The sequence below is a fragment of the Komagataeibacter sucrofermentans DSM 15973 genome, assembly GCF_040581405.1.
Lineage (GTDB): Bacteria > Pseudomonadota > Alphaproteobacteria > Acetobacterales > Acetobacteraceae > Komagataeibacter > Komagataeibacter sucrofermentans.
In genome coordinates this window covers 409,657-428,901 of record NZ_CP137157.1, presented here as the reverse complement: position 1 = coordinate 428,901, position 19,245 = coordinate 409,657, and the positions used below count along the sequence as shown (strand labels likewise).

The window sequence follows — 19,245 nt, the reverse complement described above, 5'->3', positions numbered from 1 at the left end:
TGGCCTGAGAAAAGCGCGCTTCCTGCATGATGGCTGAATGTGGTATGCGCGCATGTCACTTAAGGCCCGCCTGCGATTGCGGTGGGCCTGCCTTCATGCGTGGAGAATGCATTGACCGTCCTGTCACCGGCCCAGACCGCCATTCCGGAAACGGATAGCCCGCTGGTACTCGCCCTGCCCAAGGGCCGTATCCTCAAAGCCGCGGCGCCGCTTCTGCATATGGCGGGCATTGTGCCCGGACCGGATTTCAGTGACGATAAAAGCCGCCTCCTGCGTTTCTCGACCAATAACCCCGGCATCGACGTGGTGCGCGTGCGCTCGTTCGATGTGGCGACCTTCGTGGCCTTTGGCGGGGCGCAGATCGGCATCTGCGGCGCTGATGTGCTGATGGAATTCGACTATCCCGAAATCTATGCCCCGCTTGATCTGGGCATTGGCGGGTGCCGCATTTCCATCGCCCAGCCCAAGGATCGCAGCGGGCAGGAAGACAACCCCAACCGCCTCTCGCAGGTGCGGGTGGCCACCAAGTATCCTTCGCTCACGCGGCGGCATTTCGCGGCGCGTGGCATCAATGCCTCCATCGTGCACCTGCATGGCGCGATGGAACTGGCCCCGGTGCTGGATCTTTCGCACCTGATCGTCGATCTGGTCGATACCGGCTCCACGCTGCGCGCCAACGGGCTGGAGGAAACCCAGACCATCGCCCACATCACCAGCCGCCTGATCGTGAACCGCACGGCGCTGAAAACCCAGCCCGAGCGCATTACCGCGATCATCAACCGTTTCCGCACGGCACTGGCCAAGGAGCACACGGCATGAAGCGCCTGACGAGCACCCAGGCGGATTTCCACGCCGAGTTCCGACGCCTGCTGACCGAGCGCGACAGCGATACCGCCCGCGTCGATGGCCCCGTAACCGAGATCCTCGCCGCCGTGCGCACGCGCGGGGATGCGGCGCTGTGCGAATTCACCAACCGCTTCGACCGCACCAGCGTCACCCCCGCCACCCTGCGCATCACGCCCGCAGAGGTCGAGGCCGCCTGCGCGCACGTGCCCCCCGCCCTGCTTGAGGCGCTTGAAGTCGCTGCCACCCGCATCGAGTCCTTTCACAGGGCGCAGATGCCGGCCGACATGAAATATGTCGATGGCGCAGGCGTGACACTGGGCATGCGCTGGACGGCGCTGGATTCGGTGGGGCTGTACGTGCCCGGCGGCAAGGCGGCCTATCCTTCGTCCGTGCTGATGAACGCCATCCCCGCCCATGTGGCGGGTGTCGGGCGCATTGCCATGTGCGTGCCCACGCCCGATGGCGTGCTCAACCCGCTCGTGCTCGCCGCCGCCCGCCGCGCGGGTGTGACCGAGATCTACCGCGTGGGTGGCGCCCAGGCCGTGGGTGCCATGGCTTATGGCACCGCCACCATCGCCCCGGTTGACCGCGTGGTGGGGCCGGGCAATGCCTATGTGGCCGAAGCCAAGCGGCAGGTGTTCGGCACGGTGGGTATCGACAGCATTGCGGGTCCGTCGGAAGTGGTGGTGCTTGCCGATGGCAACAACGACCCCCGCGCCATTGCCCTTGACCTGCTGGCCCAGGCCGAACACGACCCCATGGCCCAGTCCATCCTGATCACGCCCGATGCCGGCATGGCGGCGAAGGTGGAACAGGCCGTGGCGACCGAGCTTGAAACCCTGCCGCGCGCGGCAATCGCCCGCGCCAGCTGGGATGCGCATGGCGCGATCATTACCGTGCGCGACCTTGATGAAGCCGCCGACCTTGTAAACGAGATCGCCCCGGAACATCTGGAACTCATGATCGATAATCCGCAGCCGGTTTTTGACCGCGTGCGGCATGCGGGCGCGATCTTCGTGGGGCGCTACTGCCCCGAGGCGATCGGCGATTACGTGGGGGGGCCGAACCATGTGCTGCCCACCAGCCGCACGGCGCGGTTCTCGTCGGGGCTTTCGGTGTTCGACTTTATCAAGCGCACCACGTTCATCGAGGCGCAGGCCGAGTCGCTGCGTGAAATCGGGCCTGCCGCCGTAAGCCTTGCTCAGGCCGAAGGGCTTGATGCCCATGCCCTTAGCGTGGCGGTACGGCTGGCAAAGCTTGAGGGCGCGCAATAACGGAACTTGACCCCGGCGGCGAGTCTCCCCACATAAACCAACCGTACTACGCCGCGGGCCCGCGGCAGGACGGCCATTTTGATGATTGAAGGACACGATGTCTAAAGAAGACATGATCGAATTCAGCGGCACGGTTACCGAACTGCTGCCCAATGCCATGTTCCGCGTTACACTGGATAACGAGCACACCATCCTGGCGCATACCAGCGGCAAGATGCGCAAGAACCGCATCCGCGTACTCGCCGGTGACCGCGTGAATGTGGAAATGACGCCTTATGACCTGACAAAGGGTCGCATCACCTTCCGCTTCAAGTAAGCCGCCCTTGTCGGTCATGACCGGAACCCCCGCGCCCGGCGGCGCGGAGGCGGAGGTGCGGCTTGTCCTCGCCTCGGCTTCACCCCGCAGGCTTGACCTGCTACGCCAGATCGGGCTCGTGCCCGGTCAGGTCTTTCCAGCCAATATCGATGAAACGCCCCGGCATGACGAGTTGCCCCGCCCTTACGCCGAGCGGCTCGCCGCTGAAAAGGCGGCGCATGTGGCTGGCCAGATCGAAGGCCCCGCACTCGTGCTGGCAGCCGATACGGTCGTGGCCCTTGGCCGCCGCATCCTGCCCAAGACGGAAGACGAGCAGACGGCGCGCGCCTGCCTCGAGCGGCTTTCGGGCCGCCGTCATACCGTTTTTACCGCCATCGCCCTGCGCCCCACGGCAGCATGGGCCGAAGGGCGTGCAGGTAGCCGCATTGTCGCCAGCACGGTCACCTTCTCGCGCCTTACACCTGTGCAGATCGATGCGCTCATTGCCGCAGGCGACTGGCAGGGCAAGGCGGGCGGCTACGCCATACAGGGCCATGCAGCAGCATTTGTACGATTCATGTCAGGCAGCTACACCGGCATTGTGGGCCTGCCTCTGTTCGAGACAGCCCAGTTGCTGCGCGGGCAGAAGGGAAGCTGGCTTTCGTGAGCGCGCGCATCTGCGCCAGCAGCAGCCCCGGTGAAATCCGCATTGCCGTAACCCTTGATGGCGTCATGCAGGAATTCGCCCTGTGGCGACCTGACATGCCCGATGGGGTGGGCGATATTTACCGCGCCCGCGTCAGCGCGCATGCGCCTGCGCTCGGCGGCACGTTCGTGACCCTGCCGGGGCAGGAGCAGGCAGGCTTCCTGCCCGATTCGGAAGGGCTGGGTCCACTTACGCAGGGGCAGACGGTGCTTGTCACCGTCACCCGCAGCGCACAGGGCGGCAAGGGCGTGCGGCTTGGCGCGCGCAACCTGCCCCCCGACCTGCCCGGCGGCGCCGACCCCCGGCTGCTGCGGCGTGGCCTCACCCCGCTGGAACGGCTGGCCGCACGCCATCCTGATGCGCCCATCGTCATTGATGACGCGGCCATTGCCACCCTTTTGCCCGCCAGCCTGCACCCACGCCTGTCACGCGCCAGTTCCGCCTTTGACAGCGACCTGCGCGCCCAGGTCGATGCGCTGCAGGAGGCCACCGTGCCCCTACCCGGCGGCATGTCGGCCAGCATTACGCCCACCCCGGCCCTGATTGCGATCGATATGGATGGCGGAGCCGCCACCAGCATGGACCGCCGCCCCAAACAGACCGCGCAGTTTGCCGCCAACCGCGATGCCCTGCCCGACCTGATGCGCCAGTTGCGGCTGCGCAACCTGTCGGGCGCGATTGTGGTTGACGTGGCAGGGCTTGCCATCCGCAAGCGCCGCGCGCTGGGCGATACGATCGAGGCGGTGCTGCGCGATGACCCGCTGCGCCCGCGCTTTCTGGGCTTTACGGCGCTGGGCCTGGCCGAGATCGTGCGCCCGCGCGTGCATCCTCCGCTGCATGAACTGTTTCATTCGCGCGAGGGGCGCATGCTGCACGCCCTGCGCGGGCAGATGCAGGCCTATCGCGGCATGCCGCCCAACGGGCAGCCCGTGCGGCTGGCCTGCGGCTATGGTATCATGCAGATGATGCAGGACCATCCGGCCTGGGTGGAGGACTTCATGCGCCTGACCGGGCGCGTGCTCCAGCCCGTGGCCGACACGGCCCTGCCCGCCCATGGCTGGAGATTTGAACCATGACCGCGCAGCAGCCCAAAGCCGCCCCCTGCCCCATCTGTGGCCAGCCCGCCCACCCGCGCTACCGGCCGTTCTGCTCGCGGCGCTGCGCGGATGTGGACCTCGGGCGCTGGTTCTCCGGGCAGTATCGCGTGCCCTCTACTGAAATTCCCTCCGAAACGGATGAAAAATACACAAGACGGGTTGATCCCGATGATGAGGTGGGGTAAACGCTTGTCCAACGTCATGACGGCCCTGCCCCATGGCCTAGCCGGACCAACGGCCCGGTGCCCAAGTAGCTCAGTTGGTAGAGCATGCGACTGAAAATCGCAGTGTCACTGGTTCGATCCCGGTCTTGGGCACCATTAAATCCAATAAATCTGTCATAATAAGCTGCTAATCCACTGTATATGCAGTTGGAATGCGGCTTTGTGCGTTCGTAATCGCCCTTCAGCGGGCCGGATGCAGGCGCACCCTGCGGTTTGCCACGAAAAGGGCAATCCACGCACTGACCCCATATCCCCATAGCAGCCACGCTGCGCCAAGACGTGCGGTCCGTTCATCGGTCGTATAGACTGCGTGAAACCAGCGCAGTGCGATGCCGTCAATCAGCATGGCATCAGCCAGTACGAGCAGGCAGCCCGCAAGGATCTGCTGCGGCTCAAGTCTGGCCAGGCGGATGGTCAGCCAGAGACTGAGCCAGCAGACCGGAATGCTGGTAATGAACCCGATATCCCCACGCAGGGGATCAGTAACAAACACGGGCATGAAGCGAATATAGAGTGTCGCCAGCAACCAGAAGGAAACGGCAAGCGATGTGCAGATCACGATCTGCCTTGGGCGCAACATCATGGTTCGTCCTTTCATATGTAGCACCCACTACATACCAGAACCATGTAGCACGCGCTACATTTTCTGCATGAAAACGCCAGCAGACCGCACACGTGCCGCCCGGGGCGACAAGGCGACCCGCCACGCGGCCCTGACTGCCGAGATCGCGACGATTGTCCTGCATGAGGGGCTGGGGGATATGAGCGTGCGCGCGCTGGCGGCCAAGCTGGGCACAAGCGACCGCATGCTGCTTTATTATTTCACGACCCGTGAGCAGATGATCCTGGCCGTGCTGCATGAAATCAGCAATCGCCTGAGCCACCTGCTGGCGGAGCATAGTACGGGGCCACGCCTGTCACCGGGGCAGTTTCTGACCCGTGTGCTCGCGCTTGCCCATGAGGCGGATGTGGCCCCCTTCATGCAGGTATGGACCGATGTCATCGCCCGTGGCGCCAGAGGGATGCAACCCTATGACACCGTCGCGCGCGATATAGTCCGGGCCTGGATGGCGTGGATCGACTCACGCCTGACCACACCGCCCACGGGTGCCCAGCCGGGCCGGGCAGCCGCCATCCTTTCCATCGTGGAGGGCATAAGCCTGCTGGAAGTCGCCAGCCCGGGCAGCACGGCAGGGGTCTCGACCTATCTGACAGGCCTGCTGGACCCCACGCCACCGGGGTGCCCGTAACGGACGCCTTATCCGTGCTGTCAGGCTTCGCGCGGGCGGTCTGTTGCCTCAAACAGCAGCGGCTCACCCTGCGCGGTGGGCGCGATCTGGTTTTCCCACATGACCACATTGCCGCGGATGATGGTGCCCATGGGGCGGCCGGTCAGTTCATCGCCCACAAAAGGCGACCAGCCACATTTCGAGGCCAGCCATTCCTGCTGCACCGTCCAGCGCGCGCCAAGGTCCACGACCGAAAAGTCCGCGTCATATCCCACCGCGATGCGCCCCTTGCGCACCAGCCCGAACAGGCGCTGCGGACCGGCTGATGTCATGTCCACCAGGCGGCGCAGCGACAGCCGCCCCTGAGCCACATGGTTGAGCATGAGCGGCAGCAGGGTCTGCACCCCCGGCATGCCCGAAGGCGTATCGGGATACGCGCGCTGCTTGGCCGCCAGCGGATGGGGCGCATGGTCGGAGCCGATGATATCGGGCACGCCCTGCCCCATCCAGTACCACAGCCCGTCGCGATATTTCTGGCCACGGATGGGCGGGTTCATCTGCGCCAGCGTGCCGAGGCGGGCATAGGCGTCCTCGCCTGCCAGCGTCAGGTGCTGCGGCGTCACCTCGCAACTCGCAATGTCCTTGTGGCCTGACAGGAACTCAAGTTCGGCCGGGGTGGTGATGTGCAGCACATGGATGCGCCGCCCCGTGCGCCGCGCAAGCTGCACGATGCGCCGCGTGGCGCGCAGGGCCGTTTCCTCATCACGCCAGACCGGGTGGCTCGACGGGTCGCCTGCCTTGCGTTCGTTCAGGCGCTCATGCAGGCGGGTCTCGTCCTCGGCATGGATCGCGACACGGCGGCGGCCCGAGCGCAGCACCCGCTCAAGCACCGCATCCTCGGACACCAGCAGGCTGCCGGTGGAAGACCCCATGAAGATCTTGATCCCCGCCGTGCCCGGCAGCATTTCCAGCTCGGCGCAGCGCTCGGCGTTATCGGTCGTGGCGCCCACGTAAAAGGCATGGTCGCACCACATGCGCCCGCGCGCATGTTCAAGCTTGGCCACCACCGCCTCGGGGCAGTCGGTGGGCGGCTTGGTGTTGGGCATTTCAAATACGGCGGTCACGCCACCCATCACGGCAGCAAGGCTGCCGGTGGCCAGGTCTTCCGCCGCCGTCAGCCCCGGCTCGCGAAAATGCACCTGCGTGTCGATCACGCCGGGCAGCACGGTCAGCCCCGTGCAGTCAATGACCCGGCCCGCGTCACCCTGCCCGCCAATACGGGCGATACGCCCGTCACGCACGTAAACATCGGTCACGACCGTGGCGTCAGGCAGGACAACGCTGCCATTTTTCAGACAGAGATCAAAAATGGGTAGGGTCATGGGGATCATCCTGTGGCCATAAACCCGCAACCGGCCGCATGCGGCAGGCGGGCGCAGGGGATTGCTGGTCCTGTTTGTATGGCATGCGCCCGCCCCCGTGCAAACCGCCCATACCAGAACACCCCGGCTCTTGCGGGCCGGGGTGCGGATCAGGCTTACCGATGCAGGGCCGCGCCTTATTCGCTGGCGGCGGCGCGGCTTTCCTTGGCTTCCTTCAGCACGGCGGCGAGGCGGTCATCACGCAGCCATTCCTCAAGTTTTTCAGGCGGCATGGGGCGGGCGAACAGGTAGCCCTGCACCACATCGCACCCAAGCTGGCACAGCAGGTCAAGCTGGCGCACGGTTTCCACGCCTTCGGTCACCACCGTCATGCCAAGACGGCCGCCAATGCCGATCACCGCCGTGGTCACGGCCTGGGCGTTGGCGTCATGCTCGAGGTTCATGATGAAGCTGCGGTCGATCTTGATCTCGGTCAGCGGCAGGCGCGTCAGCCTGGAAAGCGACGAATACCCCGTGCCGAAATCATCCATCGACAGCGCCACGCCAAGGTTGCGGATGGACTGGAGGACCATGTTCGTGTCCTCGTTTTCAGTCATCATCACGCTCTCGGTAATCTCGACCGTCAGGCGATGGGGCTCGAGCTTGCTGTCACTGAGCAGGCGGGCAATGAAGCCGGGCAGATTGCGGTTGCGGAAATGCCCGGCGGAAAGGTTGACCGCCACCGTGGGCACGTAAATGCCGTGGGCGTCCCATTCAAGGATCTGCTTTACGGCGCGCTCGAGCGACCAGGTGCCGATGGCCTCGATCTGCCCGGTTTCCTCCGCCACGGCAATGAAGCGCGAGGGATAGATGTTGCCCAGCGTGGGGTGGTTCCACCGCGAGAGCGCTTCCACGCCATACAGCGTGTTGTTGCGCACGTCGATCTGCGGCTGGTACTGCAGGTTGAGCAGCCCCTGCGCCAGCGATTCACGCAGCGCCGAGCCGAGCAGCAGCCGGTCCTGCGCGGCCTTGTTGTCTTCCGAGCGCGCGAGGTGGGTCACGCCCAGCCCCGAGCGCTTGGCCTGCCGCATGGCCTGCTCGGCATAGCTGAGCAGGGATTCGCCATCCGGCCCGTTTTCAGGGAACAGGCTGATGCCGATGCCCAGCGTCGGCACGATCATGTTGCCACCGATCTCGATGGGCTGCTTGACGCAGCCATGCAACATATCGGCGAATTTGAGCGCCTCCTCCCGCCGCGTGTTGGGCACGATGATCAGGAACTCGTTCGGGCCGGAACGGCTGAGCACGTAATTGCTGCGCGAAACACCCTTGAGCCGCTCGGAAACGGATTTCAGGAACCCATCGCCATTGATATGGCCCAGCGCGTCGTTGATATCACGGAAGCGGTCGATATCGATCATGTACAGCGCGAAATGATTATCCCCCGGCTGGCCGATCAGCGAGCGGATGACCTTGTGCACCGCCGTGCGGTTGAGGAAGCCGGTCAGCGGGTCGTAGTTCGACAGCTGCGAGATGTGCTGGCGCGCCTCATGCTGCTCGATCAGCACGCCACAGAACGGCACGCAGCTGTTCACGATCTGCGCGGGCCAGCCGCCACGGTTGCGCTCGGAGCGCGAATACAGCGCGAAGATGCCGGTAATGCGCCCGTTGCGCGTGCGGATGGCCGAAGCCCAGCAATGGTGCAGCCCCAGCGAGATGCCAACCGAGCGGTAGCTGTCCCAGACGATGGTCGTCGCCTCGTTCAGGTCATTGGCAAGGGCGGCAATATCGGCCTCGGTCAGGCGCATGTCTTCCAGGGCCGCGGCAAAGCGGCGTGGCATGCCGGGGCCTGAAAGGATGCGCAGCCGGTTCTGCTCATCGAGCAGGATCAGCACGGCAACCGTATTGGGCACCAGCGTCTCGACCTCGCGGCAGACCATGTCCGCCACGTCCTGGATCTGGATCTCGCTCGACAGCGAGCGGAACACCGTATTCTGCAGCTCGACCACCCGGCTGCGATGGCCCGCGCCGGTAATGCCATGCACCATCATCAGGCGGTAGCGGCGTCCATCGACCCCTACCCGCGCCGCCGTCAGGCTGACCTCGGCGGAGATGTAGTCGCCGCTGCGGTTCTCGAACGTGACCTCTCCCGAGACCGGCTCCACAGCCTTGATCGAGGCGTTGATGTCAAAGGGTGCTGCCCCATTCTCCACCGACGCGGCCATGAGTTCCCCCACGGAGCGCCCCACAAGCGTGCCAGGGTCGTAGCCCCATAACGTCTCGGCTGCGGGGTTGGCATAGAGGATGGTGTTATGATCATCGATGATGACCATGCCATCATGCGCCTGATGCAACAGTTCAAAACTGATTTCAGGAATGGCCACAACAGCTGGCGAAGGGGAAGGTTTCTGCGTTTTCATAGGGATCCAAGGTTAAGCAGGCCTGTTTCCAACCAGGCACGGGAACAGCGAACAAGCCAAAATTCGTGGCGAAACTATTTCTTCGTTTTGCTTTCGGCCTCATCAGAGGCGACAAGTTCGAGCGTAAGGGTCTTGGCAGGCCCCTGTGACCATTCAAGCAGCTCCGCCGACGGCATCGGCCGTGCGAACAGATAGCCCTGCACCACATCGCAGTTCAGCCCCTGCAGCAGCTTGAGCTGGGCCTCGGTCTCGACACCCTCGGTCACGACAGTCATGCCCAGGCGGTTGCCAATACCGATCACCGCCGTGGTCACGGCCTGGGCATTGGGGTCATGGTCAAGGTTCATGATGAAGCTGCGGTCGATCTTGATCTCGGTCAGCGGCAGGCGCGTCAGCCTGGAGAGCGACGAATATCCCGTGCCGAAATCATCCATCGACAGACCAACGCCGAGGTTGCGGATGGCGGCGAGGCCTTCCATCGTATCCTCGTTTTCATCCATCATCACGCTTTCCGTAATTTCCACGCACAGGCGTTCCGGCGAGATCTGACGATCCTTGAGGATGCGCTCGATCAGCGCGGGCAGCCCGCGATTGCGAAAATGGGCAGCCGACAGGTTGACCGAAACGGTCGGCACGTAAAGCCCGGCGCGCTCCCAGTCGATGATCTGTTTTGTCGCCTCTTCGAGCGACCAGGTGCCGATGGCCTCGATCTGCCCGGTATCTTCCGCCACCGCGATGAAGCGCGATGGATAGATGTTGCCCAGCGTCGGGTGCTTCCACCGCGAGAGCGCCTCAACGCCATACAGCTTGCCGGTCTTGATATCGACCTGCGGCTGATAGTGCAGGTTGAGCATGCCCTTGGCCAGTGAATCACGCAGCGCCGAGCCCAGCAGCAGCCGGTCCTGTGCGGCACGGTTGTCGGCCGTGCTGGACACGCAGTATCCGCCGCGCGCCTCCTTCTTGCACCGGCGCATGGCAATCTCGGCATGGCCAAGCAGGGATTCGCTATCAGGTCCGTTCTCGGGGAACAGGCTGATGCCGATGCCAAGGGAGACGACAAGCAGGTTGCCCGCGATCTCGATGGGCTCCTGCATGGCCTTGATCAGGGTTTCGGCAAAGGCCACGGCCTTGGCCTCGTCACTGTCGGGCATGACGATGACGAACTCGTCCCCCCCCGATCGGCTGAGGATATAGTTGCTGCGCGACAGGTCCCTGAGCCGCTGGGCCACCGCCTTGAGGAAGGCATCGCCATTCATGTGGCCGAGCGTGTCATTGATATCGCGGAAACGGTCGATATCGATCATGAACACCGCAAACTCGTTATCACCCGGGTGGTCGATCATCGACTTGATGACCTTGTGGATGGCGGTGCGGTTGTGGAAGCCGGTCAGCGAGTCATGGTTGGCAAGCTGGGCGATGTGCTGCTGCGCCTCGTAGTTCTCGATCACCACGCTACAGAAGGGCACGCAGCCCGACACGATCTTCTGCGGCCAGTCGCTCAGCTTGTACTGGTTGCGCGAATATAGCGCGAAAATGCCCGAAATGCGCCCGTTGCGCGATTTGATGGCCGAGGCCCAGCAGTTGTGCAGCCCCAGCGAGATGCCGAGCGAGCGGTAGCTGTCCCACACGATGCTGTTGGCTTCCGACAGGTCATTGCCCAGCGCCGCAAGGTCGCCTTCGGTCAGGGCCATGTTCTCGAGTGCTGCGGCATAACGGCGCGGCAGGCCGGGGCCGGACAGGATGCTCAGGCGGTTGTTCTCATCCAGCAGGATGATGACCGAGACCGTGTTGGGCACGAAGCTTTCCACCTCGCGGCACACCAGATCGGCCACGTCTTCAACAAGCATGTCGTTGGAGATGGCCTGGAACACCGTATTCTGCAGGTCGAGCAGCTTGCGGCGGTGGCTCTCCTCGGTCACGCCTTTCATGAAGGCCATGTAATAGCGTTTCTTTTCCGGGCCGAGCAGCGCGGTCGAGATCGACATCTCGCCCGAGATGTAGTCACCCGCCTTGTTCTCGAACGTGACCTCACGCGAGGTGCCGACAATGCGGTTCATGCCCGTCTTGCGGTTCTTGTCGATATAGCTGTCATGATCGCCACGATAGACCGATGGCACGAGGCAGCTCACGTTGCGCCCCAGCACTTCGGCCTCGGAATAGCCCCACAGTTTCTCAGCCGCCGGATTGAAAAAGATCACCTCGTTGCGCTCGTTGATGATGACCACGCCATCCGTCGCCTGCTCAAGCAGCTGGAGGCTGACATCGGCGGTCATGTCAAGTTCACCGGGCGGGGTCTGTACAGATGTCATCGCGGAGGCATCGTGAGGGTTCATTACATGCTCTTGCTGTTTCATGAAAAATTCGCGCCTCTCAGATCTCGGGGCTGAAGGCGGGAGATGGGACGGCGCGTATGGAACTGGCGAAAGATCCGCCACCGATCGTGGCCGCTGCCTGGGCCGACTGCGCGGGGTGGCCGATCAGGTAACCCTGGCCTTCGTCACACCCTTCGGCGGAGGCGATGCTGAACTGGCCCCTCGTTTCGATCCCCTGGGCCAGAACCGAGATGCGCAGCGCGTGGCCCATGAGCAGGATGGAGCGCACAAGCTGCGCCACCACCGGGTCGGTATCGACCTGCTGCATGAGCGAACGGTCGATCTTGAGCTTGCTGAAAGGGAACGCGCGCAGCATGTGCAGCACCGAATGGGTGCCGCCAAACTCATCAAGGGCGAGGCGCACCCCAAGGGCCTGCAGGCTGTTGGCCATGGCCAGCGCGCGGTCAGGATTGCGCTGCACGGTTTCTTCCGTGATCTCGATGACCAGACGGTCGGCAGCAAGCCCGCTGCGGGCAAGATTTTCCTGCACGGCCACAACGAAGCGGGGCTGGAGGAACTGGGCAGCGGACATATTGACCGCAACCCGGACGTTCTCGTTCCACCCTGCGGCTGCCTCACAGGCTGTCTGCAGCACCCATTCGCCGAGTTTGATGATGAGGCCGTTCTCATCGGCAAGCTGCAGGATCTCGGGGGGGGCGATGGCGCCGCGTTCGGGGTGCTCCCAGCGCAGTAGCGCCTCGTAGCCCGAGACCTCGCCCGTCGCCACCACGGTCTGCACCTGATAGAACAGCGAGAGCTGCCCGCTATTCATGGCGACCTTCAGGTCTTCGCCAAGGGCGCGGCGCGCGCGCATGTTCTGGTCAAGCGCGCTTTCATAGTACCAGATGGTGTGGTGCGGATCGGTCTTGGCGCGGTACATGGCCATGTCCGCGCGCGAGATCAGGGTCTCGCTGTCGCTCGCATCGACGGGATAGACCGCAACGCCAATACTGCCGCCGCTTGTCACCACGTAATCCTCGATGGGGATCGGCTGGTTGAGCGCCTGCTGGATCCGCTCGACAAAACCATGCAGTTCCGCGCTGTCGGACGTGCGGTGAATGGCGATGAACTCATCACCACCAAGGCGGGCCACGAACTCGCCATCCGCAAGCAGCGCGCTGAAGCGCTCGGCCAGCGTGGTCAGCACGATATCGCCCGCCGCATGACCGCGGGTATCGTTGATTTCCTTGAACTTGTTCAGGTCGATGCCGATGACGGCAAACTGTTCGCCATCGCGGTCGGCCCGGCTGACCTCGTTGTGCAGCCGCTCGTTGAAGCTGATGCGGTTGGGCAGGCCGGTCAGCCCGTCCGACATGGCCATGCGATGCAGTTCCTCATAGGACTCCTGCCGCACGCTGCCATCAATGACAAACGAGGCGATACCGGCAATGAGCATGAGCATCGTGCCGCCAATGACCGACACCCCCAGCGCCAGGAACTGCCCGTTATCATGTACAGCCAGCATGTGCTGCGGCATGGCCACAACACGCATGGCCTCCATGCCGGTAAAATGCAGCCCGGCAACCGCGCCGACAAGGGCCAGCGTCGTCTCGATCTCGCGGCGCGGATTGACCGGGCGCAACGCCAGCATCAGGGCCGTGGCGGAGCAGCCCGCACCAATCAGCACGGAGGCGACCACAAGCAGCCCGTTCCAGGCCACGAGCGCATCAAGCCGGTAGGCGGCCATGCCGATATAATGCATGCCGGCAATGCCCAGCCCGAGCACGACGCCGCCAACCATGCAGCCGCCACGACCATACAGGCGCACCGCCAGCATCACCGCCAGCGGCATCGCGCCCAGCATGACCAGTAGCGAAACCCCCGTGCGCAGCGGGTCAAGATGCACCTGGGCATTGCAATGATAGGCCAGCATGGCGGCAAAATGCGTGCACCACACAAAACTCGCCCCTGCCATGCTGGCAAGGCAGTACCAGCCCAGGCGCTGGCGGCCATGGGTCTGCGCGACCCGTGTTACCAGCCGCATCGTAATCCACGCGCCTGTTACGCATACGATCAGCGCACCGACGAGTAGGAAGGGATCATACACCTTCAGTTCATAAATATGATTGCTCATGACTTCCATTTTTGAGCGCCAGATACCATGCGTTTACGAAAACAGGTTCCAACAAACACCTGGCTCCACAGGGGGCATTGCAGAAACCATCTGGCATCAACCGCTTACAATAAGGGCATCCAACGGGAAATCAGCCATTTGTTTTTATATTTGCTGAGATTAATCATATATTAGTAAACATTCATTCACAATGCAACAAAAAATTGTCCTTAAAAAATTTATAAATACATTAGGGCACTACCAATCCGGATAGTTAAAGGTATTTCCTATTTAAATGCGTAACAGATAGAATTCCAATATAACAAAAATTAGGCTTATATTCCTATTTTTTTATTTGTGGAGATATTTCTGTTCTGATGCAGGCGATATTAGGACAACACGCCTTAATCTATGCCTGTCAGGGTAACATCCGTTGAAAAACTCGGTCACGATAAATGAACAGGTGGTAAAACCCGGCCAGTCCGTGAAAGAGCGCCACACAGAACAGTAACCATGCGGTCCAGTGATGTAATCCTGTAAAAAAGGAATGTGTTCCATGCATCAACATGGGCAGGGGCGAATTGATCGGCACGCCAAACGCCATGATGGGTCGCCCGGTGGACCAGCGCGCCATGTAGCCGAACACGATCTCGCCGCCCAGCAGCATATAGAGCAGGCGATGCACGCTGCGCGCCACGCGATCCTGCATTGTCACGACAGGGAAGCGAATGGCACGACCGCCGGTCATGCCCCATGCCACGCGGATGATGAACACCGTGGCCAGCACTACCCCAAGCGAGGTATGCGTCACGACCAGAAAGGGCCGCCACGCTGCGGTGCGGGCCATGAGATGCCAGCCCACCTGCCCCACCACGAACTGCTCAAGCACCAGAACGGCGGTCAGCCAGTGCAGCCACCGTGTCTCCCAACTATAATGCGCAGGCGGCGAGGAAAGAGAAGATGCGGTCATGCGGTGATCTCTGATCAAAATTACCTATAAAAAGGCCGCGGCCCATCCCGCCTTCAGTTGACGCCGGGCAGAATCGCGCTGTCTTCGCCACCAATATTCATGTTGGTATAGCTGCCATCGGTCATGCCAGGCGCCGCGCTGCCAGATGCGGAGCCGGGCATCATCATTGCGCCGCTCATCTGGTCAGATTCCGCATTGTCGTTGCTGAACTGCGGCACGCCACCGCCGGTTCCGGTCTCGGGCGCGCTGTAGGCAGGCGGCATGGCCACCCCTGCGCCATCATTCTGGCCAGCCGCATAGCTGCCCGCGCCTGAAGCCGCGTCGCCCGAATGGCTGCGCGCATGGGCCACGCCCGCCGACCCGCAGGCCAGCAATGCGCCAAACGCCAGAGCCGCAAGCCCCTTCGTGATTTGACCCGCCATGTGGTTACCCTCCCTCTATGGAGCATGGAGATGTTTCCATGGCCCTCTTCTAAATTGGGGCAATGACCCCATATTACCAATGTTTATCGCGCATGCATGAAGGGCGGACCATTCCTGCCACGCATGGGTCATGCGCGGGCCATGTAACATGTAACACCCGCAGGGGTGCATGGTTGTCATGAAACGTAACGGAGCGCACAGTCCGCCCCATTGTCCCCTGGCAACTGCCGCGATGGAGAATGAAAAATGACCAGACTCGCCACTCTTCCCCTGTCAGACCTCATCGTGGTGCCTGACCTGCTTGCAGCACCAGCCGGCACCGTGATGCTCGCCTCGGAAGTCTCGCGTGATGACCAGAAGATCGTCATCCGCAGCCGCCTTGTCGGCCCCGATGGCACAACACCGGGCCTGATCCTGATGACGGCGGATGCCCGTGGCTATTTCGCCCCCGATGACGCCTGCACCGCCTTCGTGCGCACCGCCATTGACGTCACCGCCGCCATGCCCCTGCTCCTGACGAAGATCGTGCCGGGCTTTCGCTACAAATACGACGCCGTGGTGCGCGGTGATGTGTGGCAGTTGAAGGATGCGGCAGGCAAGCCGTTCACGGGCCTTGCCATCGGTTCGTCGGATGAGGAGGAAAGCAAGGTCTTCGCCTATGCCCGCATCGAAGGCGGCCGGATTGGCGATATCGTTCCCGGCGAGCGCGTGGCCTATCTGGGGCAGCTTGATTTCGGGGCGGGCCCCGCCGTGCCCACGCTGGGCTGAAGCCGTTTTCCCCGCCCGCATCAGGCGGGCGGGGAAAGTGACGGGTGCGGGTTACGCCGCGCCGGGCTGGCTTTCAAGGCTGGCCGAGTTGGGCGTGCGCGGCAGGAAGAAGCGGATGAGGCGCGCAAGGTTGGGCGCAAGCTTCGGCCGCGCCAGGCGTGGATCGTAGCCCGAGAAGCGGCGCTCGTTCTCGATCAGGCAGATATCGATCATGTCACGCAGCTTCACATCGACATCAGCCACTTCCTTCGTGCCGTTGACGGTGAAGTTGTTGTCCTGCTCGTGCTTGTTGCCATCGGCATCGAACGTGGTGACCATGCCCAGCCGCTCATAGAGCAGGAAGAACCATACGCCGAGCACGCGCGCCTCGAACCACGGGCGCTTCCACCATGGCATGGTGGCGCGGTGCCAGGCCAGCCAGTTGGCGAACAGAAGGATGTGGCGGCATTCTTCCTGCATCACCGGCTCGAACGTATCGATCAGCACAGGCGGGAAGAAAGCGGATTTCTGGGCGATGGCAAACAGGCCGAAGGCGAAGAAGCTGTCCACGCACTCCGAAAAACCGGTGACCATATAGGCCCATTCCACATCGCGCGGCTCGATGTAGGGCGGCTCGGAGGCCAGCGGAATGTTGTAGGCCGCCACCATCTTGGACAGCACTTCCTTGTGCCGGTTCTCCTCCCACGCATTGCGTGACAGGGCGTCCTTCATGTCCGGGTCGTCGATCAGGCGGGCATAGGCGGCCATGCGCAGGCGGGCCTTGCCTTCGGTCTGGACCGCGATGTCCCAGATCGGCAGGGAGGTGACGCGCTGCAGCGTCTCGGCATCAAGTTCAGGCCATTCGATGACGGATGGCTTGTAGGGGTTGAAGGTCTCGCGGAACATGTCCGCCACGGCCTTCTTGTGCTCGGGCGAGCCCGGCTTGAGCGGGCCAGCAACCGGGCTGGACCAATGCCGCGCATTGAAATCGGCCTTCGCCACGGCATCTGGCGTGGCAGCGCCCGGATCACGGGCTTCGGGCAGGGTTGTATAAATGTCAGAAAGTGATTTCGTCATGTCGGCTCGCTGTTCGGAACGGTGTCGCGTGAATACGCCGGCCGATGAGGCGTTCATTCAAACTGCCTGACACCCTCGTTGCCGGTTCCCATATCATAAGTCCATGCAAAGTGCAGGACTGTTATCTGGAATCCGCAGAAGGGGTTTTGGCCCCTCCTGCGGAACGGAACGCCAGCATTATGGGCGAGCCCGAAACCTCGCCTTGCCCTAGATCAATGCAGGTCCGAGATCTTGTCGATCACGCGCGTCACCAGGCCATAGGCGATCGCTTCTTCAGCGGACATCCAGTAGTTACGGTCGGTGTCCTTGCACACCTTCTCGTAAGGCTGGCCGGTCTCGCGGGCGAACAGGTGGTTGAGGCGCGCGCGCATCTTGACGATCTCACGGGCCTCGATGTCGATATCGGTGGCAGGCCCGCGCACGCCGCCCATCGGCTGGTGCAGCAGGAAGCGCGTGTTGGGCAGGCAGTAGCGCCGCTCCTTGTTGCCGGCGGCAAAGATCAGCGCGCCAGCGGAGGCGACCCAGCCCGTGCCGATCATGTTCACCGGCGCCATCGAATCGACAAAGCGGATCATGTCGTGAATGGTGTCGCCACTTTCCACATGGCCGCCGGGCGAGTTGACGTACACATCGATCGGCTTGTCGGATGCACCGGCAAGGGCGAGCAGGCGGCCGGTCACGTCACGGGCGATCTTGTCGTTGATCGGGCCGAACACCAGCACCTTGCGCTGGTCGAACAGGCGGCTCTCAAGCTCGCCAATGGGCGAGGACAGCGTGCGGTTCTTGTCGGGCTCCTCGGTTTCCGGGCCCTGGGGTTCGGGGATATCGGGATCTCTCGGGTCTTCATCATCCATGCGGATGCGGTAGTTCGGCTGCATGCCGTTCATCGGGTTCTCCCTCTTCTCCGGGACTGTCCTGGTCATGCCCTTATCCTGCGCTGCCTTGCGCCCGGTGCCAAGTCCCGACCTTGCAATCGGGTGGAGAGGTGACGCACGTCATGACGCAAGTGACGCAACCCCTCTCGCTAAGAGCGGCATTGCAGGCTAGTTTGCCCCGGTCGTGTCGTGTGCAGGCCACAAGGGCCATGGGAGCTAGAGATTGGGAAAGCGGGTGCCATCGCCAAGTCCCGGAAGATTTTTTTTTCCGCCATCATGCAGCGCGCGTGCCGCACGGCCCGCCATGCTGGCCCTGTGCGCGGCAGCGCTTGCGGGCTGCGTGCACCACCAGGACACGGTCGATACCGTGACGCAGTGGTACCACCAGTACCAGGGCGGCGTGATCAGCCACCAGCGCCCCCCGCCACCGGGCACCCACCAGCCCTACCCGAAAATCGGGCTTGGCCCGCGCAAGGCGCCCGAACTCCCCTCGCCCGACCTGCGCGAGGACATTACCGCCGACCTCGAGGCCCAGCACGAACTCAACGAGCGCCAGGATGCGATCATGGGCACCATGCCCACGATGACGGATATTCCGCCCATCCCCTCGCGCACGCAGTTCGGCACGCAGTCCGCCTCGCTCAGGACGGCGGACAGCCCTGACACGCCTGCCGCTACCGCCGCCACGCCCGCCCCGTCGCCAGAAGGCACCACGCCCGAGGCCGCCACCCCCACCACGCAGACCGGCCAGGACGGGCGCCCGCTTTATGGCGGCAACGGCCTGCTGCTCATGCCCGAGGTCTCGACCATGGTGAGCGAACACCCCGAGGCCATTCCCGCCAACCTGCCGCCCATAGCCCAGGAAGCCCCGGCCCTGCCCAAGGTGGGCGGCATCACCCTGCCTGACAACGCGGAGCGTGACGGGCTCGATCTGCCAAGCTACCACCTTGCCAGCGCCGATGACGGACCAACGGTGCACTTCCTGCCCGGATCCGACCACATTGCCGATGGCGAGGACGAGGTGGTGGACAACGCCGTGAGGGAACGCGACGGTAATTTCATAATCGTGAACGGCTACGGAAATGCCGCCAGCGCCACGGCGGAAGGGCAGACCGCCGCCCTCAACCTTGCCATCCTGCGCGCCCGCACCGTCACCGCCATGCTCGTGGCGCGTGGCGTGCCCGCCGCCCGCATCGTGGTGCGTGCCCATGCCTTTGGCAATGGTGCAAGAATTGCAGTGGTGCGCTAGACTGGCGCCGCAGGCCCGGCACGCGGGC

At 63.2% G+C, this 19,245-nt stretch carries 18 protein-coding genes and 1 tRNA gene; 10 read left to right on the top strand and 9 right to left on the bottom strand.

All coding sequences use genetic code 11. The annotated features are described in order from the left end of the window. Nucleotides 1–99 precede the first annotated feature (99 nt). The 7 genes from hisG (at nt 100) to R5N89_RS02035 (ending at nt 4,538) form a co-directional block, all read left to right on the top strand. Nucleotides 100–819 (top strand): ATP phosphoribosyltransferase, encoded by a 720-nt coding sequence (gene hisG, locus R5N89_RS02065; RefSeq protein ID WP_110569047.1) that lies wholly within the window; start codon nt 100–102, stop codon nt 817–819. Next, entirely contained in the window at nt 816–2,120 is a 1,305-nt protein-coding gene (gene hisD / locus R5N89_RS02060; protein ID WP_110568980.1) for a histidinol dehydrogenase, read from the top strand. The genes hisG and hisD overlap by 4 nt, the downstream gene beginning before the upstream one ends. A 97-nt stretch (nt 2,121–2,217) precedes the next feature. Next, nucleotides 2,218–2,436, top strand: coding sequence for a translation initiation factor IF-1 (gene infA, locus R5N89_RS02055; protein WP_010508114.1), 219 nt, complete (start codon nt 2,218–2,220; stop codon nt 2,434–2,436). A 16-nt stretch (nt 2,437–2,452) separates the two neighbouring features. Then, nucleotides 2,453–3,082: a nucleoside triphosphate pyrophosphatase gene (locus R5N89_RS02050; RefSeq protein ID WP_110568981.1), complete on the top strand. Its 630-nt coding sequence runs from the start codon at nt 2,453–2,455 to the stop codon at nt 3,080–3,082. Then, entirely contained in the window at nt 3,079–4,197 is a 1,119-nt protein-coding gene (locus R5N89_RS02045) for a ribonuclease E/G (RefSeq protein WP_208624670.1), read from the top strand. The genes R5N89_RS02050 and R5N89_RS02045 overlap by 4 nt, the downstream gene beginning before the upstream one ends. Continuing rightward, nucleotides 4,194–4,403 carry a DNA gyrase inhibitor YacG gene (locus R5N89_RS02040; RefSeq protein WP_110568983.1) on the top strand — a complete coding sequence of 70 codons (210 nt, stop codon included), beginning with the start codon at nt 4,194–4,196 and terminating at the stop codon, nt 4,401–4,403. The genes R5N89_RS02045 and R5N89_RS02040 overlap by 4 nt, the downstream gene beginning before the upstream one ends. Before the next feature lie 59 nt (nt 4,404–4,462). Further along, a tRNA-Phe gene (locus R5N89_RS02035) sits at nt 4,463–4,538 on the top strand. Nucleotides 4,539–4,623: 85 nt separating this feature from the next. Here the strand turns inward: R5N89_RS02035 and R5N89_RS02030 are convergent. Then, a complete protein-coding gene (locus R5N89_RS02030; protein ID WP_244192158.1) occupies nt 4,624–5,025 on the bottom strand; it encodes a DUF5367 family protein in 402 nt (133 codons plus the stop codon). A gap of 67 nt (nt 5,026–5,092) precedes the next feature. Between R5N89_RS02030 and R5N89_RS02025 the strand changes: the two genes are divergently transcribed. Then, nucleotides 5,093–5,692 carry a TetR/AcrR family transcriptional regulator gene (locus R5N89_RS02025; protein WP_167400864.1) on the top strand — a complete coding sequence of 200 codons (600 nt, stop codon included), beginning with the start codon at nt 5,093–5,095 and terminating at the stop codon, nt 5,690–5,692. A 20-nt stretch (nt 5,693–5,712) separates the two neighbouring features. On the opposite strand, the gene R5N89_RS02020 is transcribed toward R5N89_RS02025, so the two are convergent. From R5N89_RS02020 to R5N89_RS01995, 6 genes are all read right to left on the bottom strand, one after another. After that, nucleotides 5,713–7,053, bottom strand: coding sequence for a dihydroorotase (locus tag R5N89_RS02020; RefSeq protein ID WP_110568985.1), 1,341 nt, complete (start codon nt 7,051–7,053; stop codon nt 5,713–5,715). A 176-nt stretch (nt 7,054–7,229) separates the two neighbouring features. Further along, nucleotides 7,230–9,452 carry an EAL domain-containing protein gene (locus R5N89_RS02015; protein ID WP_110568986.1) on the bottom strand — a complete coding sequence of 741 codons (2,223 nt, stop codon included), beginning with the start codon at nt 9,450–9,452 and terminating at the stop codon, nt 7,230–7,232. Between the two features lie 74 nt (nt 9,453–9,526). Beyond that, complete coding sequence (locus R5N89_RS02010) at nt 9,527–11,761, bottom strand: EAL domain-containing protein (RefSeq protein ID WP_167400865.1); 2,235 nt, start codon at nt 11,759–11,761, stop codon at nt 9,527–9,529. 61 nt (nt 11,762–11,822) lie between these two features. Next, entirely contained in the window at nt 11,823–13,898 is a 2,076-nt protein-coding gene (locus R5N89_RS02005; RefSeq protein ID WP_244192159.1) for a bifunctional diguanylate cyclase/phosphodiesterase, read from the bottom strand. Between the two features lie 397 nt (nt 13,899–14,295). Continuing rightward, nucleotides 14,296–14,847: a cytochrome b gene (locus R5N89_RS02000; RefSeq protein WP_110568989.1), complete on the bottom strand. Its 552-nt coding sequence runs from the start codon at nt 14,845–14,847 to the stop codon at nt 14,296–14,298. 53 nt (nt 14,848–14,900) lie between these two features. Beyond that, complete coding sequence (locus R5N89_RS01995) at nt 14,901–15,269, bottom strand: hypothetical protein (RefSeq protein ID WP_110568990.1); 369 nt, start codon at nt 15,267–15,269, stop codon at nt 14,901–14,903. Between the two features lie 246 nt (nt 15,270–15,515). Between R5N89_RS01995 and R5N89_RS01990 the strand changes: the two genes are divergently transcribed. After that, on the top strand, nt 15,516–16,037 hold the full coding sequence (locus tag R5N89_RS01990; RefSeq protein WP_110568991.1) for a hypothetical protein: 522 nt from the start codon (nt 15,516–15,518) through the stop codon (nt 16,035–16,037). A gap of 51 nt (nt 16,038–16,088) precedes the next feature. Here the strand turns inward: R5N89_RS01990 and R5N89_RS01985 are convergent, their stop codons facing one another. Both R5N89_RS01985 and R5N89_RS01980 read right to left on the bottom strand, forming a co-directional pair. After that, the gene (locus R5N89_RS01985) at nt 16,089–17,093 is read right to left on the bottom strand and encodes a ferritin-like domain-containing protein (protein ID WP_110569049.1); all 1,005 of its coding nucleotides are present in this window, start codon (nt 17,091–17,093) and stop codon (nt 16,089–16,091) included. Between the two features lie 212 nt (nt 17,094–17,305). Then, nucleotides 17,306–17,980 carry an ATP-dependent Clp protease proteolytic subunit gene (locus tag R5N89_RS01980; RefSeq protein WP_110568992.1) on the bottom strand — a complete coding sequence of 225 codons (675 nt, stop codon included), beginning with the start codon at nt 17,978–17,980 and terminating at the stop codon, nt 17,306–17,308. Between the two features lie 211 nt (nt 17,981–18,191). On the opposite strand from R5N89_RS01980, the gene R5N89_RS01975 reads away from it, so the two are divergent. Then, the gene (locus R5N89_RS01975; RefSeq protein WP_110568993.1) at nt 18,192–19,217 is read left to right on the top strand and encodes an OmpA family protein; all 1,026 of its coding nucleotides are present in this window, start codon (nt 18,192–18,194) and stop codon (nt 19,215–19,217) included. The last annotated feature ends 28 nt before the right edge of the window (nt 19,218–19,245 follow it).